The organism is uncultured Methanobrevibacter sp. (assembly GCF_902764455.1).
Lineage (GTDB): Archaea > Methanobacteriota > Methanobacteria > Methanobacteriales > Methanobacteriaceae > Methanocatella.
The window spans coordinates 45912-65042 of the sequence record NZ_CACWVY010000008.1 but is presented as its reverse complement, the minus strand read 5'-3'; the positions used below and the strand labels follow the sequence as shown (position 1 = coordinate 65042).

Below are 19131 nucleotides of genomic sequence, written 5' to 3'. Positions count from 1 at the left end.
CCGCCTATTTATTAAATTTAACTATTTTTAGATAAAATTAAAAATTCACAACTAATTTTCATCAAAAAATTTCAAATCAACAAAGTTTTTGAAAGAGTCCGAATTATTCATAAATTATTTATTAATTTAATAGAATACATATAATATATAAATGTGGTGGAATAATGATAAATAAAAAAATTATATTCATCATTTGTTTGATAATTTGTTTGATTAGTGTTGCTAGTGTATCTGCTTCTGAATTTAATGATACTGATGAATTAGTTTTCACAGAAAGCAATGATTCAATAATGCAATCATCAGATGTGGATATATCAAACCAAATTAATGATGATTTAACAAGAAATCAAAATGAAATCAATAACGTGGAGTTCATAGAAGATAACACAAAAATTAATAATTCAACTAATGTTAATTATGAAAACTATCCAAATGGAAGTGATACTAGATATAAACAATTAAATGATATTTTAGGTGTGACTTCTGAGGATATAGACTATAAAATTGTTATGCCTTCAGTTACTACAAATTATGGAAATACCGTTGCCATTGGAATAACACTTAAATCATATGAAAATAATTTAGCTCAACCTTTACCATATTCATATGATTTTCATCTTGAAATTTATGATGAAAATAGTAAATTAATATTAACGAGCGATAAATTTTCTGGTAGTGGTCGAGGCGATACTAATTTATTATATTGTGTTGATTCTACTAAAATAGACAGTGAATATTATCATATTTTTGCATTAAGAAAGTATGTGGTTAAGTTTGTTTCATCAAATCAAGTGAAAGCTACTACTTCTTTAACTATTACACATAAAGCTAATTATAAAGTTGAACTTGAATTGAGCAATACTACTATAAAAAAAGGAGAAAATACAGAAATTACAATGACTGTTATTCAATATGATGATAATATTTATAAATATGATTTTTATTTGAAAGTTTATGATTCGAATAATAATCTAAAAATTAATAAAAGATACATTAATACAAATTGTAATCCTAAAGACATTTTATATTATACTATTAAAGCAAATGACTTATCAGCAGGCACATATTCTGTTAATATTTGTATTGGAGATATAACATATTCTTCTAAAAAATTGACTATATTAACTACTAATTCAAATACTGGGCCAGGATATTCTGTTGATATTGATGATCAGTATTTTACCTTTGGAACCACTAATACATTTCGTTTAAATGTCTTCAAAGATAATGAAAATCCATCTAATAATTATGCTTTTTATATAAATATTTATGACTCACAAAATAATAGGCTGATTCATCAATATTGTAAAGGTTCAAATTGGGGAACCGTTTCAGTTAAACTTAATACTTCTCACTTAAAAGTTGACAATTATACTATCAAGATTATATCATCTGGAGGGAAGAATTTAGATACAGCTAGTTTAATTGTTGAAAATAGTTTGGATTATAATTATCTTATGGTTGTTTCAGATACTACTATAAATTATGGAACTAATGGAAATATTACTATGAACATTTATCCAGCTTATAATGGTAATTATTATTATGATTTTTATTTAAAAGTCTATGATTCAAATAATAATGAAATAATTAGTAAAAGATATTCTAATTCTTCTAATTCAAGTTGTGTTGAAAGTTATAGTTTCAATCCTATGTCTTTAAAATCAGGGGATTATGCAATTAGATTAATAAATTATAACAAAAGTTCTCCTAATTGTTACTCAAAATTGATAGTAAAACCAAAACCGGGTTCTGATTATTCAGCAAGGATTCTTTCAGATGTTTCTATTGAAAAAGGAGAAAATGGTAGAATTACTATATATATTTCTCGAATTGAACCAAATTCCAAATTTAGTTATGATTTTTATTTAAAAGTTTATGATCCGAAGGGTCGTCTAAAGATTAGTCAAAGATTTAAAAATGAAGGAACTTATTCCTGTACTGAATATGCCAATATTGGTTCAACATTTTCAACTGGAGTGTATACAGTTAATTTGGTTGATACTGAAGGAAATTTTGTTATGGATTCTGCTAAATTAATTGTAGGGTCATTAAGTAATTTAGATTATTCAGTTACTGTTCAGAATACAAGTATTGAATTAAATTCTAAAAATTATATTGATATTTATATTTCTGAAACATCTGATGGTTCGTATAGCTATGATTTTTATTTAAAAATTTTTGATTCAAATGGTAATGAATTAATTTGTCAAAGATTTAATGAGTTTGATCTTAATGTATGGTACTTGGGTTATAAAGAAACTTATAAACTTGATAAAAATATATTTACTCCGGGAAACTATACTATTAAAATTATTAATAATGGAGATAACGGTTTAATGAGTGTTGCAAATTTAAATATTCAATCTATACCTCATAATTATTATTCTGCTTCTGTTAATGATATAATGGTATTTTATGATTCTAATGTAACTATTCCTATAAAAATTGATCCACCAAATCATAGTTGTACTTATGATTATGATTTTTATTTAAAAATTTATGATTCAAATAATGTTGAAAAAATTAGTAAAAGGTTTAGTAATTGGCATTTAGAGGAGTATGAATATTATACTGTTGATAATAAAATTTTAAGTGCAGGTGAGTATACTATCAAAATTATAAATTATCAAGATAATTATGTGATGGACACAGCAAGTTTAGTATTATATAAGAACTCAGTAGATATAATTACCAAGGATGTAACAACAAATTATAATAATAATGACTATCTAGTTGTAACTATCCAAGATAAATATGGTCAAGCTATTGTTGGTGGAAAAATAATTGTAAATCTTGATGGAGTAAAATCATTAACTACAGACGCAAATGGTCAAGTTAAAGTTTCAACTAAAGGATTAAATCCAAATATTTATACCGCAACAATCACTTATGATGGAAATGATATTTATGATAAATCAACCACCATTACTAAAGTTGTGGTTAATAAACTTAAAGTTTCATTATCTTCATCAGATGTGAATGTGGTCTATAATGTTAATGATAATTTAGTTGTTACATTAAAAGATAATGCTGGCAATATCCTTGATGGAGTTGATATATTAATAGATATGGGTAATGGTGTAAAAACTTTAACTACTAATTCAAATGGTCAAATTAAAGTTTCTACTAAGGGTTTAGTTCCTAAATTATACTCAGTAAAAATAACTTTTAATGGTAATAAGATATTTGAAAAAATGACTAAGTCTGTTAAAGTAAATGTTAAGAAAGCAACTCCTAAAATTACTGCTAAAGCTAAGACATTTAAGAAGTCTGTTAAAACTAAAAAGTATTCAATAACTTTAAAGAATAATTTAAATAAGGTTATGAAGAATACTAAGGTTACTATTAAAGTTAATAAGAAAACTTATACTGCAAAAACTAATAGTAAAGGTGTTGCTACATTTAAAATTACCAAATTAACTAAAAAAGGTATTTTTAAATCAGTAATTACATACACAGGCAATAAATACTACAATAAAGTAACTAAAAAAGTTAATATTAAAATTAAGTAGATGAATCCAATCTACTTATTTATTCTATTTTTTTAATTAGGATTCATTTTATAGCGCATCGTATAATTAATAAATTTAATCTTGTTATGGATAATGAAATAAAATTTGTTCATTTTAAAATGTTCTCAAAAAATAAAATTATTTTCTTAAATTATATATAACTATTAATTAAGAAATATTATTATTAAAAATTAAAGGGTTTTAATAATGAAATTAAAAAGAATGATAATTTTATCATTATTGTTATTTGGAATTTTGTTAATTGGGTCAGTTAATGCAGCTGACAACAATACAACTGAAACAATATCTATTGAAAATAACATAGATGATTTTAATATTAAAGAAGATTATAATCTTGAATTGAAGGACAGTAATTATCAAACAGTTGATGACTTTACTGATGAATATGAAATTTTAACATCTAGTTATGATGATAATCAAATTTCTGCAGAGGATAGTGATGATGTTTTAAGCAATATTCCATCAAATGCTTATTATGTTAGTAAAATTGGATCAATAGGTAGCACTAATGGAGTCACTGGATTTGCAGTATATCTTAAATTTAATTCTACTAGTAAATACTCAGATTACAAATATAGTTTTTATTTTACACTACATGCAGGTTCAGTTTCATCACCATTATATATCAGTGAAAAATATACTGGAGAATTTGTAAAAGAAAATGGAGAATATAAAACAATCTATCGCAGATGTACTGTTGATAGAACATTGGGTCCTGGAAATTATCGAATAACAATAAGAAATAGTGAAGATGGGAAAATATTAGGTACAAAAAATTGCACAGTTATGGCTGATTTACCACCTTGGGGCGCTTATAAACTTAATATTACTTGCGGTGATATTACTTATGAATCCGGTGGAAAGATAACTATAAATTATTTAACCTATGCACCAAATTATTATAAATATAAATTCGCTTATAGAATAAGTATTTATAATCCTGATACCAAAAGATCTATTCTAAATAAATATATAAATTCCACATACAACGCTAAAAGTACAACCATAGATGTTAAACCGTACTGTAGTCCTGGAAGGTATCATGTCACCATATTTAATTGCAAAGAAGAGTATGTAATGAAAGACTTTTATTTAAACATCTATTCAGAACAAAAATATTCAATTAATGTTTCACCTATTAATATCACTCAAGAGACTGGTGGAAAAATTAATCTAACCTTACCTTCAACAGTAGAATATAATAAATACAATTTTTATTTGAAGATTTATGATTCAAATAATACTTTAAAGATTGATAAAAGATATTCTGGTATTTCTCCAAAAAGGATTAATATAGAACATGTTATTAATCCAAATGAATTATATTCTGGAAAATATAGGCTAGAATTGATTAGAGCGGGTGATGAATATGTATTTCAAAATATCACATTCGATGTTCCAAATGAAATTAATGTCAAACAAAATACTTCGGATTCAGATATTAAAGAAAATTCAAGTACAAAAGAAAACACTTCATCAACAACTCCGTCAACCCAAAAAGATACTCCTAAAAAGAATAAAATAAGTTTATCCCTCAAAACAGTTAATGTAAAGAAAAGTGCTAAAAAATTAGTTTTGCAAGTCACTCTTAAACAAGGAAAAACACCACTAAAAAATAAAAAGATTACTTTCAAATTTAATGGTAAAAAATACTCTGCAAAAACTAATTCAAAGGGTATTGCAAAAGTTACTATCAAAAAAACTGTTTTGAAAAAACTTAAAATAGGTAAAAAAATCAAATATCAAGCAATATACGGTAAATTAACTGTTACTAAAGCAGTTAAGGTAAAAAAATAAGGGATTCCTCCTTTATTTTTTCTCTTTTTTATTTTAAATTCTTCTGTACTATCCTCCCACATTAATTTTATTACTTATTTTATATATAAAATATAATAAATATTATAATAAAAAATATGATATGATTATTATGGGAATTTCTGATTATATTAAAACTAGATTATTGAACAACCGTGTAGAGCAGTACAATACCAAGCGTAGCTATTGGGGTGAGGATGAAAGGCAGCCTAAAACTGATGGAATTAATACAGGCCTTGACTTGCCGGATGCACTTCCTCCTGTAATAAATAAGACAATAGCTAATGCTCGTTATGCTGTAAAACTTGATGGTTACACTTCAGGTATCTTGAAAAACAGAATTGATAAAGCTAATGTTAATATGATTCTTGTTGATAAGGAAAACAAATTATCACAAGAGCAAAAGCTAACTTTAATTTTGTGGGCACGTAAAATCGACATCAGCCAAGTAGCTAAAAATATCTTGCAAGGTGGAATGGTTGATGGAGAAGGATTAATTAAACCTGTAGAGAGATGGGATAAATCTATAGGCAAAGTTTATGAAAAATGAGTAGAGAGTCACATTTCCAGGATCTCAACCATCACCAAATTTACAATTTTACGCTTTTGTCAAAAAAAGCATCTGAAATATGTGATTCCTATTTGATATATTAAGATTAATTAAAAATATGGGATTTTCCCAAGAGAGCATTTGGTAACTATTATTTTCAAAAAAATGATATATGAAAAAATGTATTTATGGAGAGTTTTGAAAAAATAAAAGTAGAAGTGGAATATTCAATTCCACTTTTTAATTTAGGAAAGTCCAATGTCTTCATCAATATGCTGCATGATGAAATTAAGCTTTCCATTAAGCTCATCCATCTGATTCTGATAGGACCTGTTTTCATTTTCCAGTTTGAAGTATTCAGGACTTTTGATATCAATGGAGTTGACATCCAAATTGATTGTTAAACAATCCATATGGCCAATGTAAGATTCCCTTATGTTTTCAGGGTTGTCAAAGAAATAGCTTTGCCTTACTTCAGTTTTTGCCCTGCCCTGCAATGCATCGATGGTGTCCATGTCCAACCCGCTTTCACGAAGTTGGCTTGCATGGAACTTTCTTAGCATATGGCTACGGAAACGGATGTTGTGTCCGACTTTGCCAAGGCTTAACTGATTGTTGATGGATCTGAATCTTTTCAAGAACTCCTGGTCATTGATTTTAAACAATGGGGAGTCAGGTTGAAGATACCTTTGTTCACTTAACAAATAATTGATTATTTCTGTTGTTGCTTCAGGGCTGCAGCATGTATAATAATATTTGTTTGTTTTTTGCCTCCTTAGGTAGAACAGTGGTACAACGGTCTGATTGTTTTTCAACCTTCTCAATACTTCATAGATGTCATTGCTTCTGTGATAGTCTTCTGTTGCTTTTACAAAATCTCCTATGGTCAGGTTTAGTGTTTCCATTCTTGCACATCCTGATGAGCTCATAAAAAGAATTATTGATCTCATAAGTGGTGTGGAAATTTTCAAAGCTTTTTTAATAATGTCTTTGTCAGGCAAGTCTTTAAAGCTAATAGCTACTTCATCTATGTTTTTGTTACTGATTGGAGGCAATGGATGGATCTCTATTTCGAAATGTCTGTAAAATGCGAGTAACTTACTGAATCTGGTTTTGGCAGTGATGTATGCGTGTTTTTCATAGAGATGTGCTCTAAAGCTCAACAGTCTTTTTCTTAAAGTCCTGTGTTTCCAACGGATTCCTTCTTCCTCTTCATTTTCAGCTTCTTCAAGAAGTTCAACCATTGTTTTGTCATTGAACCTGCTGTATTCTCTTATGTAGATAGTGTAGGAATCAATAGTGCTTTTTTTCAGGTTTCGTGTCGTACCAAAATAGGTGATGAGGTCGGCGTCAGTTTTCATAGTCATATTTAATACCTCTTACTAAATTCAATTTTACCAAGAGAGCATTTGGTAACTATTAAAAACTGTCGAGTAATCCACCATATCCATGTAAAGCACAGTTTAAAATAGACTTAATAGTATGGAAACCTCCAAGGAAGAAGCAGAGACAGTGTACATGAAACAGTTTAAAATAGACTTAATAGTATGGAAACACTAAGGGGGCTGAATTTTAGTAATTTTATGAATAGTTTAAAATAGACTTAATAGTATGGAAACATGAATAGTAAGAACTTGCTGCCGGACTGCATAGGGGGTTTAAAATAGACTTAATAGTATGGAAACTAATGGTATGTGTGCTGGTACAATCAAGGAATGTTATGTTTAAAATAGACTTAATAGTATGGAAACTTTTCTATCCAAGCTCAATATCTTCTATAAAAATTATTCATTTTTTATTTTATAGTTATAATATTTATTTGGATAAAGTCAGATTACCTACTGGCCAATATGTGCTGATTATGGATTAGTATTATTCTTTTATTCCTTTTTTGAGTATGATTTTGTGGAATTATATAGTCAGTAGTCCATTTAATGTGTAAATGGTTTTTTTCATGATATGGATGTTTAAGCCTTTATGTGTACATGCTTATTTGAATTTAATTTTTATAATTCGACAGTTCTAAGTAACTTATCAAATTGTCAGTCCTTTACATAAAGATCTGGAATTATGGATATAATCTATTAAGAAAATAGGTAATGAATTATAATTCTTTTCATAAAATCCACTGAATATATCCACTATTTGTTTTTGTATTGTTTATATTTATTAGCTATTTTTTAAATGCATAAACTTTTATAATCTGTAATATTTGTAGAAAAATTTTTTTATTATTGATATTGCATTTTCAGAAAATCTTTGATGATCATATTTAAAGTAAAACAATAAGTGTCATTGTCGATAGTCTTAATTTAAAAGATTTTTGTTCATTTTCTGCAATAGGATTAGTTAAAATAGTATCAAATTGCTTTTTCTCATTTTATATCAGTTATTTCATTTTTTTTACAAAAAGCACAAATTGCACATAACAATAAAAAAAGAATTGATAAAAAATATTTAAATAATTATTTGTAAATATTGTAATGTAGGTATAAAATTGTTTATAATGTAGAAGGTTTTCTTATGGATGATGTAATGTCTGAATTAATAAAATTTCAAAGGGAACGTGACTGGAAGAAATTTCACTCTCCTGAAAATCTTGCAAAATCAATTTCCATTGAGGCTGCTGAACTTCTGGAGCATTTTCAGTGGGGCAAGGAGTATGATATTGAAGAAGTCGGAGAGGAACTTGCCGATGTTCTGATTTATTGCATGTATATGGCGGATGCATTGGATTTGGACATTAACGAAATAATTTTTGATAAAATGGAGAAAAATGCAATAAAGTATCCCATTGACAAGTCAAAGGGAAATGCCTTAAAGTATACGGAGTTTTAATATGATTGTTTATGAAGCTACAAAACAGGAATTTTGCGATTCTGTTCTGGTTGGATCTATTACCGATGAAATTTATGATGTTTATAAGGAAAAGATTGGAAAATCAGCAAAATCACAGATAAGGTCATGGGAAAACTCCATGGAATACATGTATAAGGTTTTAAATGATTCGGAAATTCCATCTGATTGCGGCGTAGCCATTGAATTTACAATTCCGACAACTTCTAAAAGAATTGATTTTATATTGACTGGACTAAACAGGTTTCAGGATGATTCTGTAGTTATCATTGAGCTTAAACAATGGGATTCAGCACAGAAGGTGGCAGGTAAAGACGGGGTTGTAAAAACTTATTTGGGTGGGGGAATTCGTGAAACCACACATCCATCTTATCAGGTCTGGTCATATGCCTCTTTAATCAGAAACTTCAATCAGACTGTTGAAGAAGATGAAATTGGGCTATTTCCATGTGCATATCTTCATAACTATGACTTTAAAAGTGATGATCCTCTTAAGGATGAAATTTATAAGCCTTATTATGATGAAGCGCCGTTGTATGGAAAAAGAGATGTTTTAAAACTCAGAGATTTCATCAAAAAATATGTCAAATACGGTGACAGTTCAAACATATTATACAGAATTGACAATGGAAAAATCAGACCTTCCAAAAAACTGCAGGATACCCTTTCAAACATGCTTGAGGGAAATAAGGAATTTGTCATGATTGATGAACAGAAGATTGCTTATGAGTTAGCTATTAAAATGGCTCGTGAAAGTTATCTCGATGATACAAAAAGGATTTTGATAGTTGAAGGCGGTCCGGGAACCGGCAAATCCGTAGTGGCCATTAATCTGCTTGTGGACATTATGGCGGATGATATGGTATCACTTTATGTCACTAAAAATTCTGCTCCAAGAAATGTCTTTTATGAAAAGCTTCGCGGAGGAAAACATTCCATGAGCTATTTGAAAAATTTATTTAAGGGTTCAGGTTCATTCACACAGTCCAAATCCAATGAATTTGATGCAATAATAGTTGATGAAGCCCATCGTCTGAATGAAAAATCAGGTCTTTTCAGTAATCTGGGTGAAAATCAGGTAAAAGAAATCATCAATGCCTCCAAGTTTTCAGTATTTTTCATAGACAAACATCAAAAAATCAGCATTAATGATTACGGCAGCATTGAGGTCATTCGTGAATTTGGCAAATATTTTGATGCAGAAGTGGAATATATTAAACTTGAATCACAATTCAGATGCAACGGATCAGACGGGTACCTGTCCTGGCTGAATGATGTTCTTGAAATTGAAGAAACTGCAAATTTTGACGGATTTGACTTTGACTATGATTTCAGAGTTGTTGATTCACCAGGTGAGTTGAGAGATTTAATTTTTGAGAAAAATACAAATAATAACGCAAGATTATTGGCAGGTTATTGCTGGAACTGGATAAAGGAAGGAAAGAATAATTCTGAGGTTCACGATATTGTGATTGATGACTTTTCGATGAGCTGGAACTTGGGAAACTCTGATACTTGGGCAATCGATGAGACTTCAGTTAATGAAATCGGTTGTATTCACACTTCTCAGGGTCTTGAATTTGATTATGTCGGAGTAATAATCGGAAATGACATGAGATTTGACGGGGAACATATTGTAACTGATTTTACACAAAGGGCAAGAACAGACCAGTCTTTGAAAGGAATTAAAAAGAGATATAAAGAAAATCCTCAACAGGCTTTAAAACTTGCTGATGAAATAATTAAGAATACTTATAGGACTTTAATGACACGTGGAATGAAAGGATGCTATGTTTACTGTGAAGACATGTTGCTTCAGGCTTATTTTAAGGAAAGATTGGAATAATGATAATTATTTTGTTTCGACATATTTAAGCATTCCAAAGTGCTCGTCTGGAATCAGACCTATAATGGGATTGAAATAAATATGAAAACATCAATAGTAAAGTCTTCACAACATAGAATCAGATTTAGAATGAGATTGAAATTAGACAAGAAGGAAAAAAATAGCCTGGTGTATAAATTAGATAAAATATCAAGAGATAGGAAGTGTTTTGTGTAAATACACTTCAAACCTCAAATAATTGATTCAATATTCAAAATCAAAATTCTAAAAAATTGAAATATTGGACAGATTCTTTCTTAAAAGATTTTTTTACCATCTATTGTTATAGAAGTTATTTCTCTTGTGTCATGATCCATTCCAACATCTTTTCCTTTTTGCCATTCAATAGTCATATTGTTAGTATTTTTGAAGCTAAATCCATATTTTAAATCTGGTGAGGTATTGTCATTACCTGTATCAATCACTCCAATTCCTTGAGTAGAATATATATAATATTTACCATTTGACTCCGCATCCATTACTGCTTTATCAATAGCATAAAATGCAGGTTCATATTCCCACATGCTAGTTGCATGATTTGCATTTAAATAATAATTATTACCATCAGCAGTAGTTATTAAACAATAATCGTATAAATGACTATATGCGTTGGAATCAATACCCGTAAATTTCCAATAAACACTTTCATTTGTATCAGTATCTTGTACAGTTAAAGTATGAGTATCTGCTGCATTAACTACAGAAATAGTTAATAAAACTAATAAACTCAATATTATCCATTTTTTAAATTTCAATTTTAACACCTTTTATATTCATTTTATATCTATCTATATATTTTATAATTAATACATTTCCCTATTTTTATTAGAATTCACTGATTTGCTTCTCAAGTAAAAAATAAATACTGATGATACTCTTTTAACTGCTTGTAATAGTTAGGATGGACAATTTCAAGAGGAATCCATATTGGAACACAAATTTCTCCAGGACAAGAATTAAAACGTAATACTAATTGATTAAAGCAAAAATTTATTAAAAAATCTATTAATTTTGAAATTAAATTCAAATAAATTATATATTTATAAACACAATATTATTACTAAGGAGTGAATAATATGGAATTTGTAGGAAATCAAAAGAAAGTAATTGAATATGGAAAAGGAACTCTTTTAATTGAAGCGGGTCCCGGTTCAGGTAAAACTACTATCCTTGTTGAGAGGATTAAAGAGCTGATTAAAAAGGGTGTTGATCCAGAATCGTTTCTTGTAATTACCTTTACAACCAAAGCGGCTGATAATTTAAAATTTAAATTAAGGCAGGAACTTTCTAATTCAACAGTTTTAAAGATGCAGATTTCCACAATCCATTCATTCTGTCTTGAATATCTAAAGACAAAAAACATGTCTCTGAATTTACTTGATGATGATACTTCCGAAAAAAAGACATTATTCATTCAAAAATTTAAAAATGAACTTGGTTTTATAAACGAAAACACTGTTTTGGATTATCAGTTTCCAGGAGTATTAAATAAATTCGGAGAATATACATGTTTTAACGTTGATACTAATGAATTAACTAAAAAAATCAGTGATTCAAGAGTAATTACTAAAGAATACGTTGATTTTATTAAATCCTTAGATTATTTTTCCAAAAAGCGCATTGATGATTATGATGAGCCTCTAAAAAAGGAAAAAAAGAAAAATCCTGATGAATTTGATGAGTCAAGACTCTTTTCCAAATCATGGTATAATGCAAGATACTTACAAATTGCAAAGGCCTATCCAAAGTATTTGAAACTTCTTGATGAGTATAATTATGTTGATTATGACACTTTACAGCTGAAGGCATTGGAAGAGCTTAAAAAAGACCCAATCACTAAATACACTACAGTCTTTGTTGATGAGTTTCAGGACACTGATCCTCTGCAGTTTAGGATTTTTGAGACTTTAAGAGCAAACTGTGATTACTTTACGGCTGTTGGTGATGTTGACCAGCATATCTATGCTTTTAGAAGTTCATTCAATGACTTTTTCGATGAGCTTATCAGACTTGACTCACCGGATGTTTTAAGCCTGGATGTCAATTTCAGATCAACTGACAGTATTGTTGAATTGACCGAGGCTTTCATTGCTCCTCAAAGAAAGGAAACTTCTCAAAAACATATGGTAAGTAACGGCAAGGGATATAATAATCCTAATTTTTTACTTGAAAATAAAAATAGTGATGATGAGGCTGAAAATGTTTATGAAATTATAAAATACTTGAAACTAAACAATCTGATTAAGGATTACTCTGATGTTGCAGTATTATACAGAAAGCACACTGATAAAACCATTGCCGCTTTAATTGAAAAATTCAACAGTGATTCTAATATTGATTATTCAATTAGGGGTCAGAGTGATTTGTCTTCAAAAGAAGAGGTTAAAACAGTCCTGACCATGCTGTGGTATGTATCCAGAAATACCAATGTTGGTTATGTTCTATCCAATGATGAACTAGATGAATTAAACCTTAAAGCATTTTGTGGTTTATACTTCGACACCCCATTTATATCACTTGACAATTCAACCAAATCCTATCTTTGTGACCTGCAGGATTCATATTACGAGGAAGTTACCAGAATTGAAAATGAATTGGCAGGTAAAGAGAATAAATATTCCGTTGATAAAGTACACAGAGTTAAAAAAAGAGAAAATCAGGACAGAATCTGTGAAATCTTTAAAAACATCAAAATGCCTGAAATTGATTTGGATAAAATCCAAAATCCAAAAGATAGGCAGTTTTTTGAAAAATTGGGTGAAATCAAAACCGAAATTGAAGCAGAAGAGCCTCCAACAATACTGGATGTATTCTACCGGCTGGTTGCATTGAGTAATATTTTTGACTATGAGCTTGATTATGCAGAAATCGCCAACATTGCAAAACTGACCCAAACAATTTCAAATTATGAATCATTCATATCAGAAACTGATTTTAGAGGTGTATTGTTCTTTTTAAATAGCTCAATATCCAATTACGATTCATATCAAAGCGAAACAAAAGGCGTTCAGCTCATGACAATTCATGCAGCCAAGGGCCTTGAGTTTCCGGTAACAATCATCACGTCTCTTGAAAAGGACAAGTTTCCAATGATTTCTAAAGATCCTAATCGTGAAAAAGATTTCATTTTCCCAAATGATACGTATTACACACCAAATGAATGCTTAAAATATAAAACAATTCTTAAAAAAGACAATAATGGCAATTTAAAACATGAATTTATCACAATTGAAGAGGAAAATCAGCTGAATATTGAAGAAGAGGACAGGGTTCTTTATGTTGCAATGACAAGAGCCGCCGACCTTTTGATACTCTCTACACTCAAGAAAGTGCCTGAACAAATCGAAAGAATTAGAGATTACACCACTCCATTCAATCTTGAAGATTTAAGCAATGTAAAAATCATGGAACATTACGCAGAAAGTGATAGTGGACCTGTTGTGCTGAACTATTCAAAATACACAAAATACATTTCATGCCCATTCAAATATGATTTGGGTTATAATTTAGGTTTCAGACGTTCCGGTGCAAAAGCAGCAAACAGAGGAACAGTATTTCATGAAATAATGGAAAAATGCAACCTGAAACTCATTGAAGGCATAAAACTAAATAGAGACGAGCTCTCACAAATCACATATGATACCTATAAATCTATGTTCGACATTGACGAAAATCCTGATGAATTTGAGGAATTTAAAACAAATGTCATTAATTATTATGAGACTTATTCCGTAAACCGTGAAGTCCTTGAAGCTGAATTTGACTTTGAAATATTCAGAGGAGAATACCTTTTAAACGGGGCAATTGATTTAATCTATAAAACCTCAGAAAATGAAATTGTTATTCTTGATTATAAATATGCAGAATTTGATGAAGACCACATTGAAGGTTATAAAAAACAGTCCTATATTTATGCTTCTGCATTATGGGATCTGCCTGAATACAATAAATATAAAATTAAAAAAGCGATTATTCATTTTGTTTTAAATGATCATCCTTATGAAGTTGAAATTGATGAAAATGTAATGAGTGATGAATTGAACATGTTAAATGAAGTGGCATGTCAAATCGATAAAGGAGTTTTTGTAAAAAAACCGGAAAGGCAAGATGAATGTGTGAGATGTTCATACAGATACTTCTGTAAGCCAAAAGAATTTGCAAGTGAATTGTATTTAAATGAAAATAATATTTAACAGATTCTTTTAAATCATGTTTCAATTAAACCATTAATTAAAAAAGAGTGATTTATCATGGCAAGACGAGGATGTTTTGCGGGTGGAGATTATTGCCTTACCCGCAGGGCACTTTAAGCCAATCTATTAACATCAGTTAGGGAATTTACAAAACAGGGCACGGTCCAAACTGCAAGAGAAGTGCTATTAAGAGATAAATGTGTATTTTGTGATACAGTATTTTAATCAGATGCTAAATGAAATTATATAATTAATGATATTACTTATCAAATGCTCTGTCATGAACTTTAAATAAAGTGTAATTAAATAATCAAGTAAATAGTGTTTTTAAAAAATATATGGTGTTTAGAAGTATTATGATATGGCAGTACAGCAATTATTCAAAAATCAACCCTCAGGCAGCAAAACATTTTCCATTCAGCAAGGCAAGACAATTTCAGCTTGAAACAATATCAGAAATCAAGCGGGCTATAGACAGAGGTTACAGATACATTGTCCTTGAGGCAGGAACAGGTACTGGAAAATCTGCCATTGCAGCGACTTTAGCTGGGATGTTTGACTCATCATATATTCTCACAATTACAAAGCAGCTCCAGAACCAGTACCTGGGGGATTTCAAAAATTTGGGCTTTAAACTGGTTAAGGGAAGAGGTAATTTCAAGTGCAAAAGGTATCTTGAGGATGGGGTCAAACAGACCTGTGATTTTGGAAGGTGTGTCGTTGAGGGCTATGCCTGCAGATATTCGCTTAAAAACCACTCAACATGTGAAATAACAAAGAAAAACACCTGCAACTATTACTATCAGAAGTTTCAGGCAATGATGGCTGATGTTACAATAGCAAACTATCCATACATGTTTTTGGAGCTTAATTATGTTGAGGACTTTCTTCCAAGAGACATCATGATTTGTGATGAGGCCCACAACATCGAAAACATGATAATGAGCCAGCTGACGTTGGAATTTGAAAGAAAGGATTTGAAGGAATATCTGAAGATAAATCTTTCAAAGCAGCGTATTGACGAGCTCGCCACCAGTGACTATACAGACTGGATCAGTTTTGTAGTTAAAATTAAAGAGGGATATGAAAACGAACTCTCCAAAATCAGGGATATTGACAGGCCGGAACTTTCAGAAAAGAAAATCTTCATTAAAAACAAGATTGGCGACTGCAAGCGTTTTTTAACACACTTGGAATTTGACCCGAAGATGTGGATATTTGACTACGACAGAGATTTTGAAATAGCTCAGTTCAAGCCTCTTAAAATCGATAATTATGCCAAAAATACACTGTTCAAATATGCTGACGTGTGTCTTTTTATGAGTGCAACCATTCTTGATTACAGGCTTTTTGCACACTGGCTTGGAATTTCACCCGATGAGATATATGCAATAAGGCGAAAAAGCCCCTTTGACATTAAAAGAAATCCGATTAAAACATATTCCGAGTTTAACATGTCAAGAAAGCATATCGCCGAATCCGCTCCTAGAACAATTGATACATTAAAGGAAATTCTTGAAAAGCATAAAAACGACAAGGGTATAATCCACACAGTAAGCTCAAGATGCAGGGACTTTATAATTGATGAGATTTCAAGCGACAGATTTATCTATCATGATGCTCAAAACAGAGCGGATGTCATTGATGAGTTTAAAAAATCCAGAAAACCTCTTGTTCTGGTGTCACCATCAGTTGGTGAAGGTGTGGATCTTCCGGGAGAGGAATGCAGATTTCAAATAATTTACAAGATTCCCTATCCTGATTTGGGAGACAAGCAGACCTACACAAGAAATGCCTTTGACTCCAAATGGTACAGCTACAAGACATCCCTTTCCCTGGTTCAGACACACGGAAGGGGAATGAGATTTGAAGAGGATTACTGCACAACCTATTTTATAGACAATCGTCTGACAGGTTTTATCTCCGAGGACAGTCAGGACAACCACTTTATTCCGGACACATTCAGGGATGCAATAGACCGGTTCACTCCAAGAGAAGATAATGTTAATGTAGATATGTTAACCGGTCTTGACTTTAAAAAGATGGTGGATTTGAAATATGAATATATACGTAAGGGTGAAGAGCTTTTAAAAAATGATGAAACACAAAAGGCGATTGTATTTTATCGGAAACTGCTTTCAAATAAACTCTTTGAACATGACTATTATGCATATCAAAAGCTTGCCGAATCCTATGAAAGGGCATTCATGTACGAGCAGGAAACCGAAACTTTCGTTAAGTTTTTAAAATCAGGAATCTATGCAACCAAAAACACCCTGAACGACTTTAAAAAAAGGCTTAAACTTCTGGACAATATGGGATATTTTGACTATGATTCCAATATGGGCGAGCTTGAAAACGAATTTCTCCAGATGAGAAAGATCGGAAAGGTCAATCTCACAACAAGCCCTCCTCTTTCAGTCAAAATAATCAAGATGAAAAAGGATTCAAGAAAAAAACCATCAAAATCAACACTTGATCCACTATATATTGATTCAGTTATGGAGATTGATGGGAATCTCTCATATGATGAAAAAATTGACATCAAAAGGGATTTGATTATAGAGGCCGAAAGATACATCAGCAAAAAGCAGTATGGAAATGCACGTGAGTTCTGCCTGAGACTTTTGAGTCATGAACTTTTTGTAAATGACTACTATCCATACAAAAAGCTGTCATTTATATACAGAAAGGACGGCCAGTTTGAAGATGATGAGAGGATACTGAAAGACTTTTTCAAATCAGGAATCTACTGTGATGACAGGCAGCTTTCATGGTTTAAAAACAGATTCAAGCTTCTGACAAAAATGGGTGTCTTCAATCCTGATGAAATGTATGGATTAGAAAGCGAGTTCTTTTCAAATGGTGCAAGAAAACAGTCTATGGCAAATAAACCGGTTGCGCAGGCAGAAAGAATTAATCTGAACTATCAAAAGAAGAGGTAATATTAATAATGTGGAAAATAATTTAATCCATAATGTGATAATATAATATTAACAAGAAGTATATTATTTGAGTACACAATATGACGAACTCACAATATTTTAATCGAGGTGTAAAATGATAACATGCAGAGTATGCGGATGTCTGAATGATTCCAGCAATGCAATATGCTGCGAGTGCGGATCTGACTTGTCAGACAGCGAAGACTGGGATAATTATGATGATGGCCTCAACTTTGAGGAGGCAGAAGAAATAGGATATGTAGATTCAGATTTTTACGATGAATAATGTGAAAATAATTTGGAGGAGTTTTAATTATAATTGAATGCCCATTATGCGGTGATGATATCAGAGAAGAGGATATATATTATGAATGTCCCTACTGCGGAGAATGGATTGATACAGATTACGTTTATAAGTGCGAAAGCTATGGAAACCTTGTTGATGAAATATATGAGGAATGGGTATGTCTGTTAAGTTTTAATGAAGAACCTAAGGAGGAAAATGAAATAGTATTTGAAGAAGATGATGATGTATGTCCTGAATGCGAATCTGAAAACTATGATGGATATTGCTATGACTGCAGATATCCGAACAATCAGGGGATGGATTGGAGAAAATTACGGTTAAATCAGCACTAAAATAGTGATGAAGTTATTTTCGTTTAGGCAGATGATGATTTATTTAAATATGTGGTCATTATATCCCTCAATTAATATTTAATATCCAATTTTATTCCATTTTCTTCCAATTCGTCAATTATATCATCAACATCAAATAAATCAAGGCGCAAATCAAATACTATGTCTGATATGTCCGCTGATGGGTGATTTTTGCAGTATTCAAGGACTTCTTCTTTCTTTTGTGATTTTGGAATGTCTCTTAATGTCATCTCACGCTGCATGTTTTTATCAAAATCGCTGTTGAAATAAGCGGTTCTTGCAATGAGATTGATTGGACTATAGTAGCTCATTCTATCATAATTGTCATTACCCAGCTCCGGAAACAGTACTATAGGGCAAAAGATATCTTCAATTAAATAATCAATTGTCTGATAGATTTCATTGAAACGGGTTAGCATTCCGTTAAAAAATGTTTCCTCTTCAACAGAAACATTAACAAGAAGCTTTCTTTCGGTTGTCCAATCTAATTCATCACTTATCTCAAGTGAAACAGTACTGTCCGGAAAATATTTAACTAAATCAGGTCTGATTTCATTAAGTATTTCAATTGTGTTCTTGTTAGTGTTGATAAATTCACAGATTTCATTTTCAGGTGAAACAAATTCATAATCTCTTTTTAAATTATAATTCATAGTTTTTCCCTCGATTGTCTGACTTGGTAAAATTGTCG

General features: G+C 30.6%; 11 protein-coding genes and 1 CRISPR repeat array. Of the genes, 8 read left to right on the top strand and 3 right to left on the bottom strand.

Annotation, left to right across the window (positions count from 1 at the left end; all coding sequences use genetic code 11):
• Positions 1 to 164 precede the first annotated feature (164 nt).
• The 3 genes from QZU75_RS03205 to QZU75_RS03195 all read left to right on the top strand — a co-directional run bounded on the left by QZU75_RS03205 (position 165) and on the right by QZU75_RS03195 (position 5901).
• Entirely contained in the window at positions 165 to 3515 is a 3351-nt protein-coding gene (locus tag QZU75_RS03205; RefSeq protein WP_296881511.1) for a hypothetical protein, read from the top strand.
• A gap of 207 nt (positions 3516 to 3722) precedes the next feature.
• A complete protein-coding gene (locus QZU75_RS03200) occupies positions 3723 to 5333 on the top strand; it encodes a hypothetical protein (RefSeq protein ID WP_296881510.1) in 1611 nt (536 codons plus the stop codon).
• A 121-nt stretch (positions 5334 to 5454) separates the two neighbouring features.
• Positions 5455 to 5901 (top strand): hypothetical protein, encoded by a 447-nt coding sequence (locus QZU75_RS03195; RefSeq protein WP_296881509.1) that lies wholly within the window; start codon positions 5455 to 5457, stop codon positions 5899 to 5901.
• A 245-nt stretch (positions 5902 to 6146) separates the two neighbouring features.
• On the opposite strand, the gene QZU75_RS03190 is transcribed toward QZU75_RS03195, so the two are convergent.
• Positions 6147 to 7268, bottom strand: coding sequence for a tyrosine-type recombinase/integrase (locus QZU75_RS03190; protein ID WP_296881508.1), 1122 nt, complete (start codon positions 7266 to 7268; stop codon positions 6147 to 6149).
• A gap of 94 nt (positions 7269 to 7362) precedes the next feature.
• A CRISPR array of direct repeats spans positions 7363 to 7652; the repeat unit is 29 nt; unit sequence GTTTAAAATAGACTTAATAGTATGGAAAC.
• Positions 7653 to 8424: 772 nt separating this feature from the next.
• Between QZU75_RS03190 and QZU75_RS03185 the strand changes: the two genes are divergently transcribed.
• Positions 8425 to 8739: a nucleotide pyrophosphohydrolase gene (locus QZU75_RS03185; RefSeq protein ID WP_296881507.1), complete on the top strand. Its 315-nt coding sequence runs from the start codon at positions 8425 to 8427 to the stop codon at positions 8737 to 8739.
• A 1-nt stretch (position 8740) separates the two neighbouring features.
• Positions 8741 to 10603, top strand: a complete 1863-nt coding sequence (locus tag QZU75_RS03180; protein ID WP_296881506.1) for a DUF2075 domain-containing protein — start codon at positions 8741 to 8743, stop codon at positions 10601 to 10603.
• A gap of 296 nt (positions 10604 to 10899) precedes the next feature.
• Here QZU75_RS03180 and QZU75_RS03175 read toward each other — a convergent pair whose 3' ends face one another.
• Complete coding sequence (locus QZU75_RS03175) at positions 10900 to 11397, bottom strand: hypothetical protein (RefSeq protein ID WP_296881505.1); 498 nt, start codon at positions 11395 to 11397, stop codon at positions 10900 to 10902.
• Between the two features lie 321 nt (positions 11398 to 11718).
• Here QZU75_RS03175 and QZU75_RS03170 point away from each other — a divergent pair, with 321 nt between their 5' ends.
• The 3 genes from QZU75_RS03170 (at position 11719) to QZU75_RS03160 (ending at position 18066) form a co-directional block, all read left to right on the top strand.
• Entirely contained in the window at positions 11719 to 14835 is a 3117-nt protein-coding gene (locus tag QZU75_RS03170) for an ATP-dependent DNA helicase (protein ID WP_296881504.1), read from the top strand.
• 356 nt (positions 14836 to 15191) lie between these two features.
• On the top strand, positions 15192 to 17780 hold the full coding sequence (locus tag QZU75_RS03165; RefSeq protein ID WP_296881503.1) for a helicase C-terminal domain-containing protein: 2589 nt from the start codon (positions 15192 to 15194) through the stop codon (positions 17778 to 17780).
• A 115-nt stretch (positions 17781 to 17895) separates the two neighbouring features.
• Positions 17896 to 18066, top strand: a complete 171-nt coding sequence (locus QZU75_RS03160; protein ID WP_296881502.1) for a hypothetical protein — start codon at positions 17896 to 17898, stop codon at positions 18064 to 18066.
• A gap of 424 nt (positions 18067 to 18490) precedes the next feature.
• Here the strand turns inward: QZU75_RS03160 and QZU75_RS03155 are convergent, their stop codons facing one another.
• A complete protein-coding gene (locus QZU75_RS03155; protein WP_296881501.1) occupies positions 18491 to 19093 on the bottom strand; it encodes a hypothetical protein in 603 nt (200 codons plus the stop codon).
• Positions 19094 to 19131: the final 38 nt, after the last annotated feature.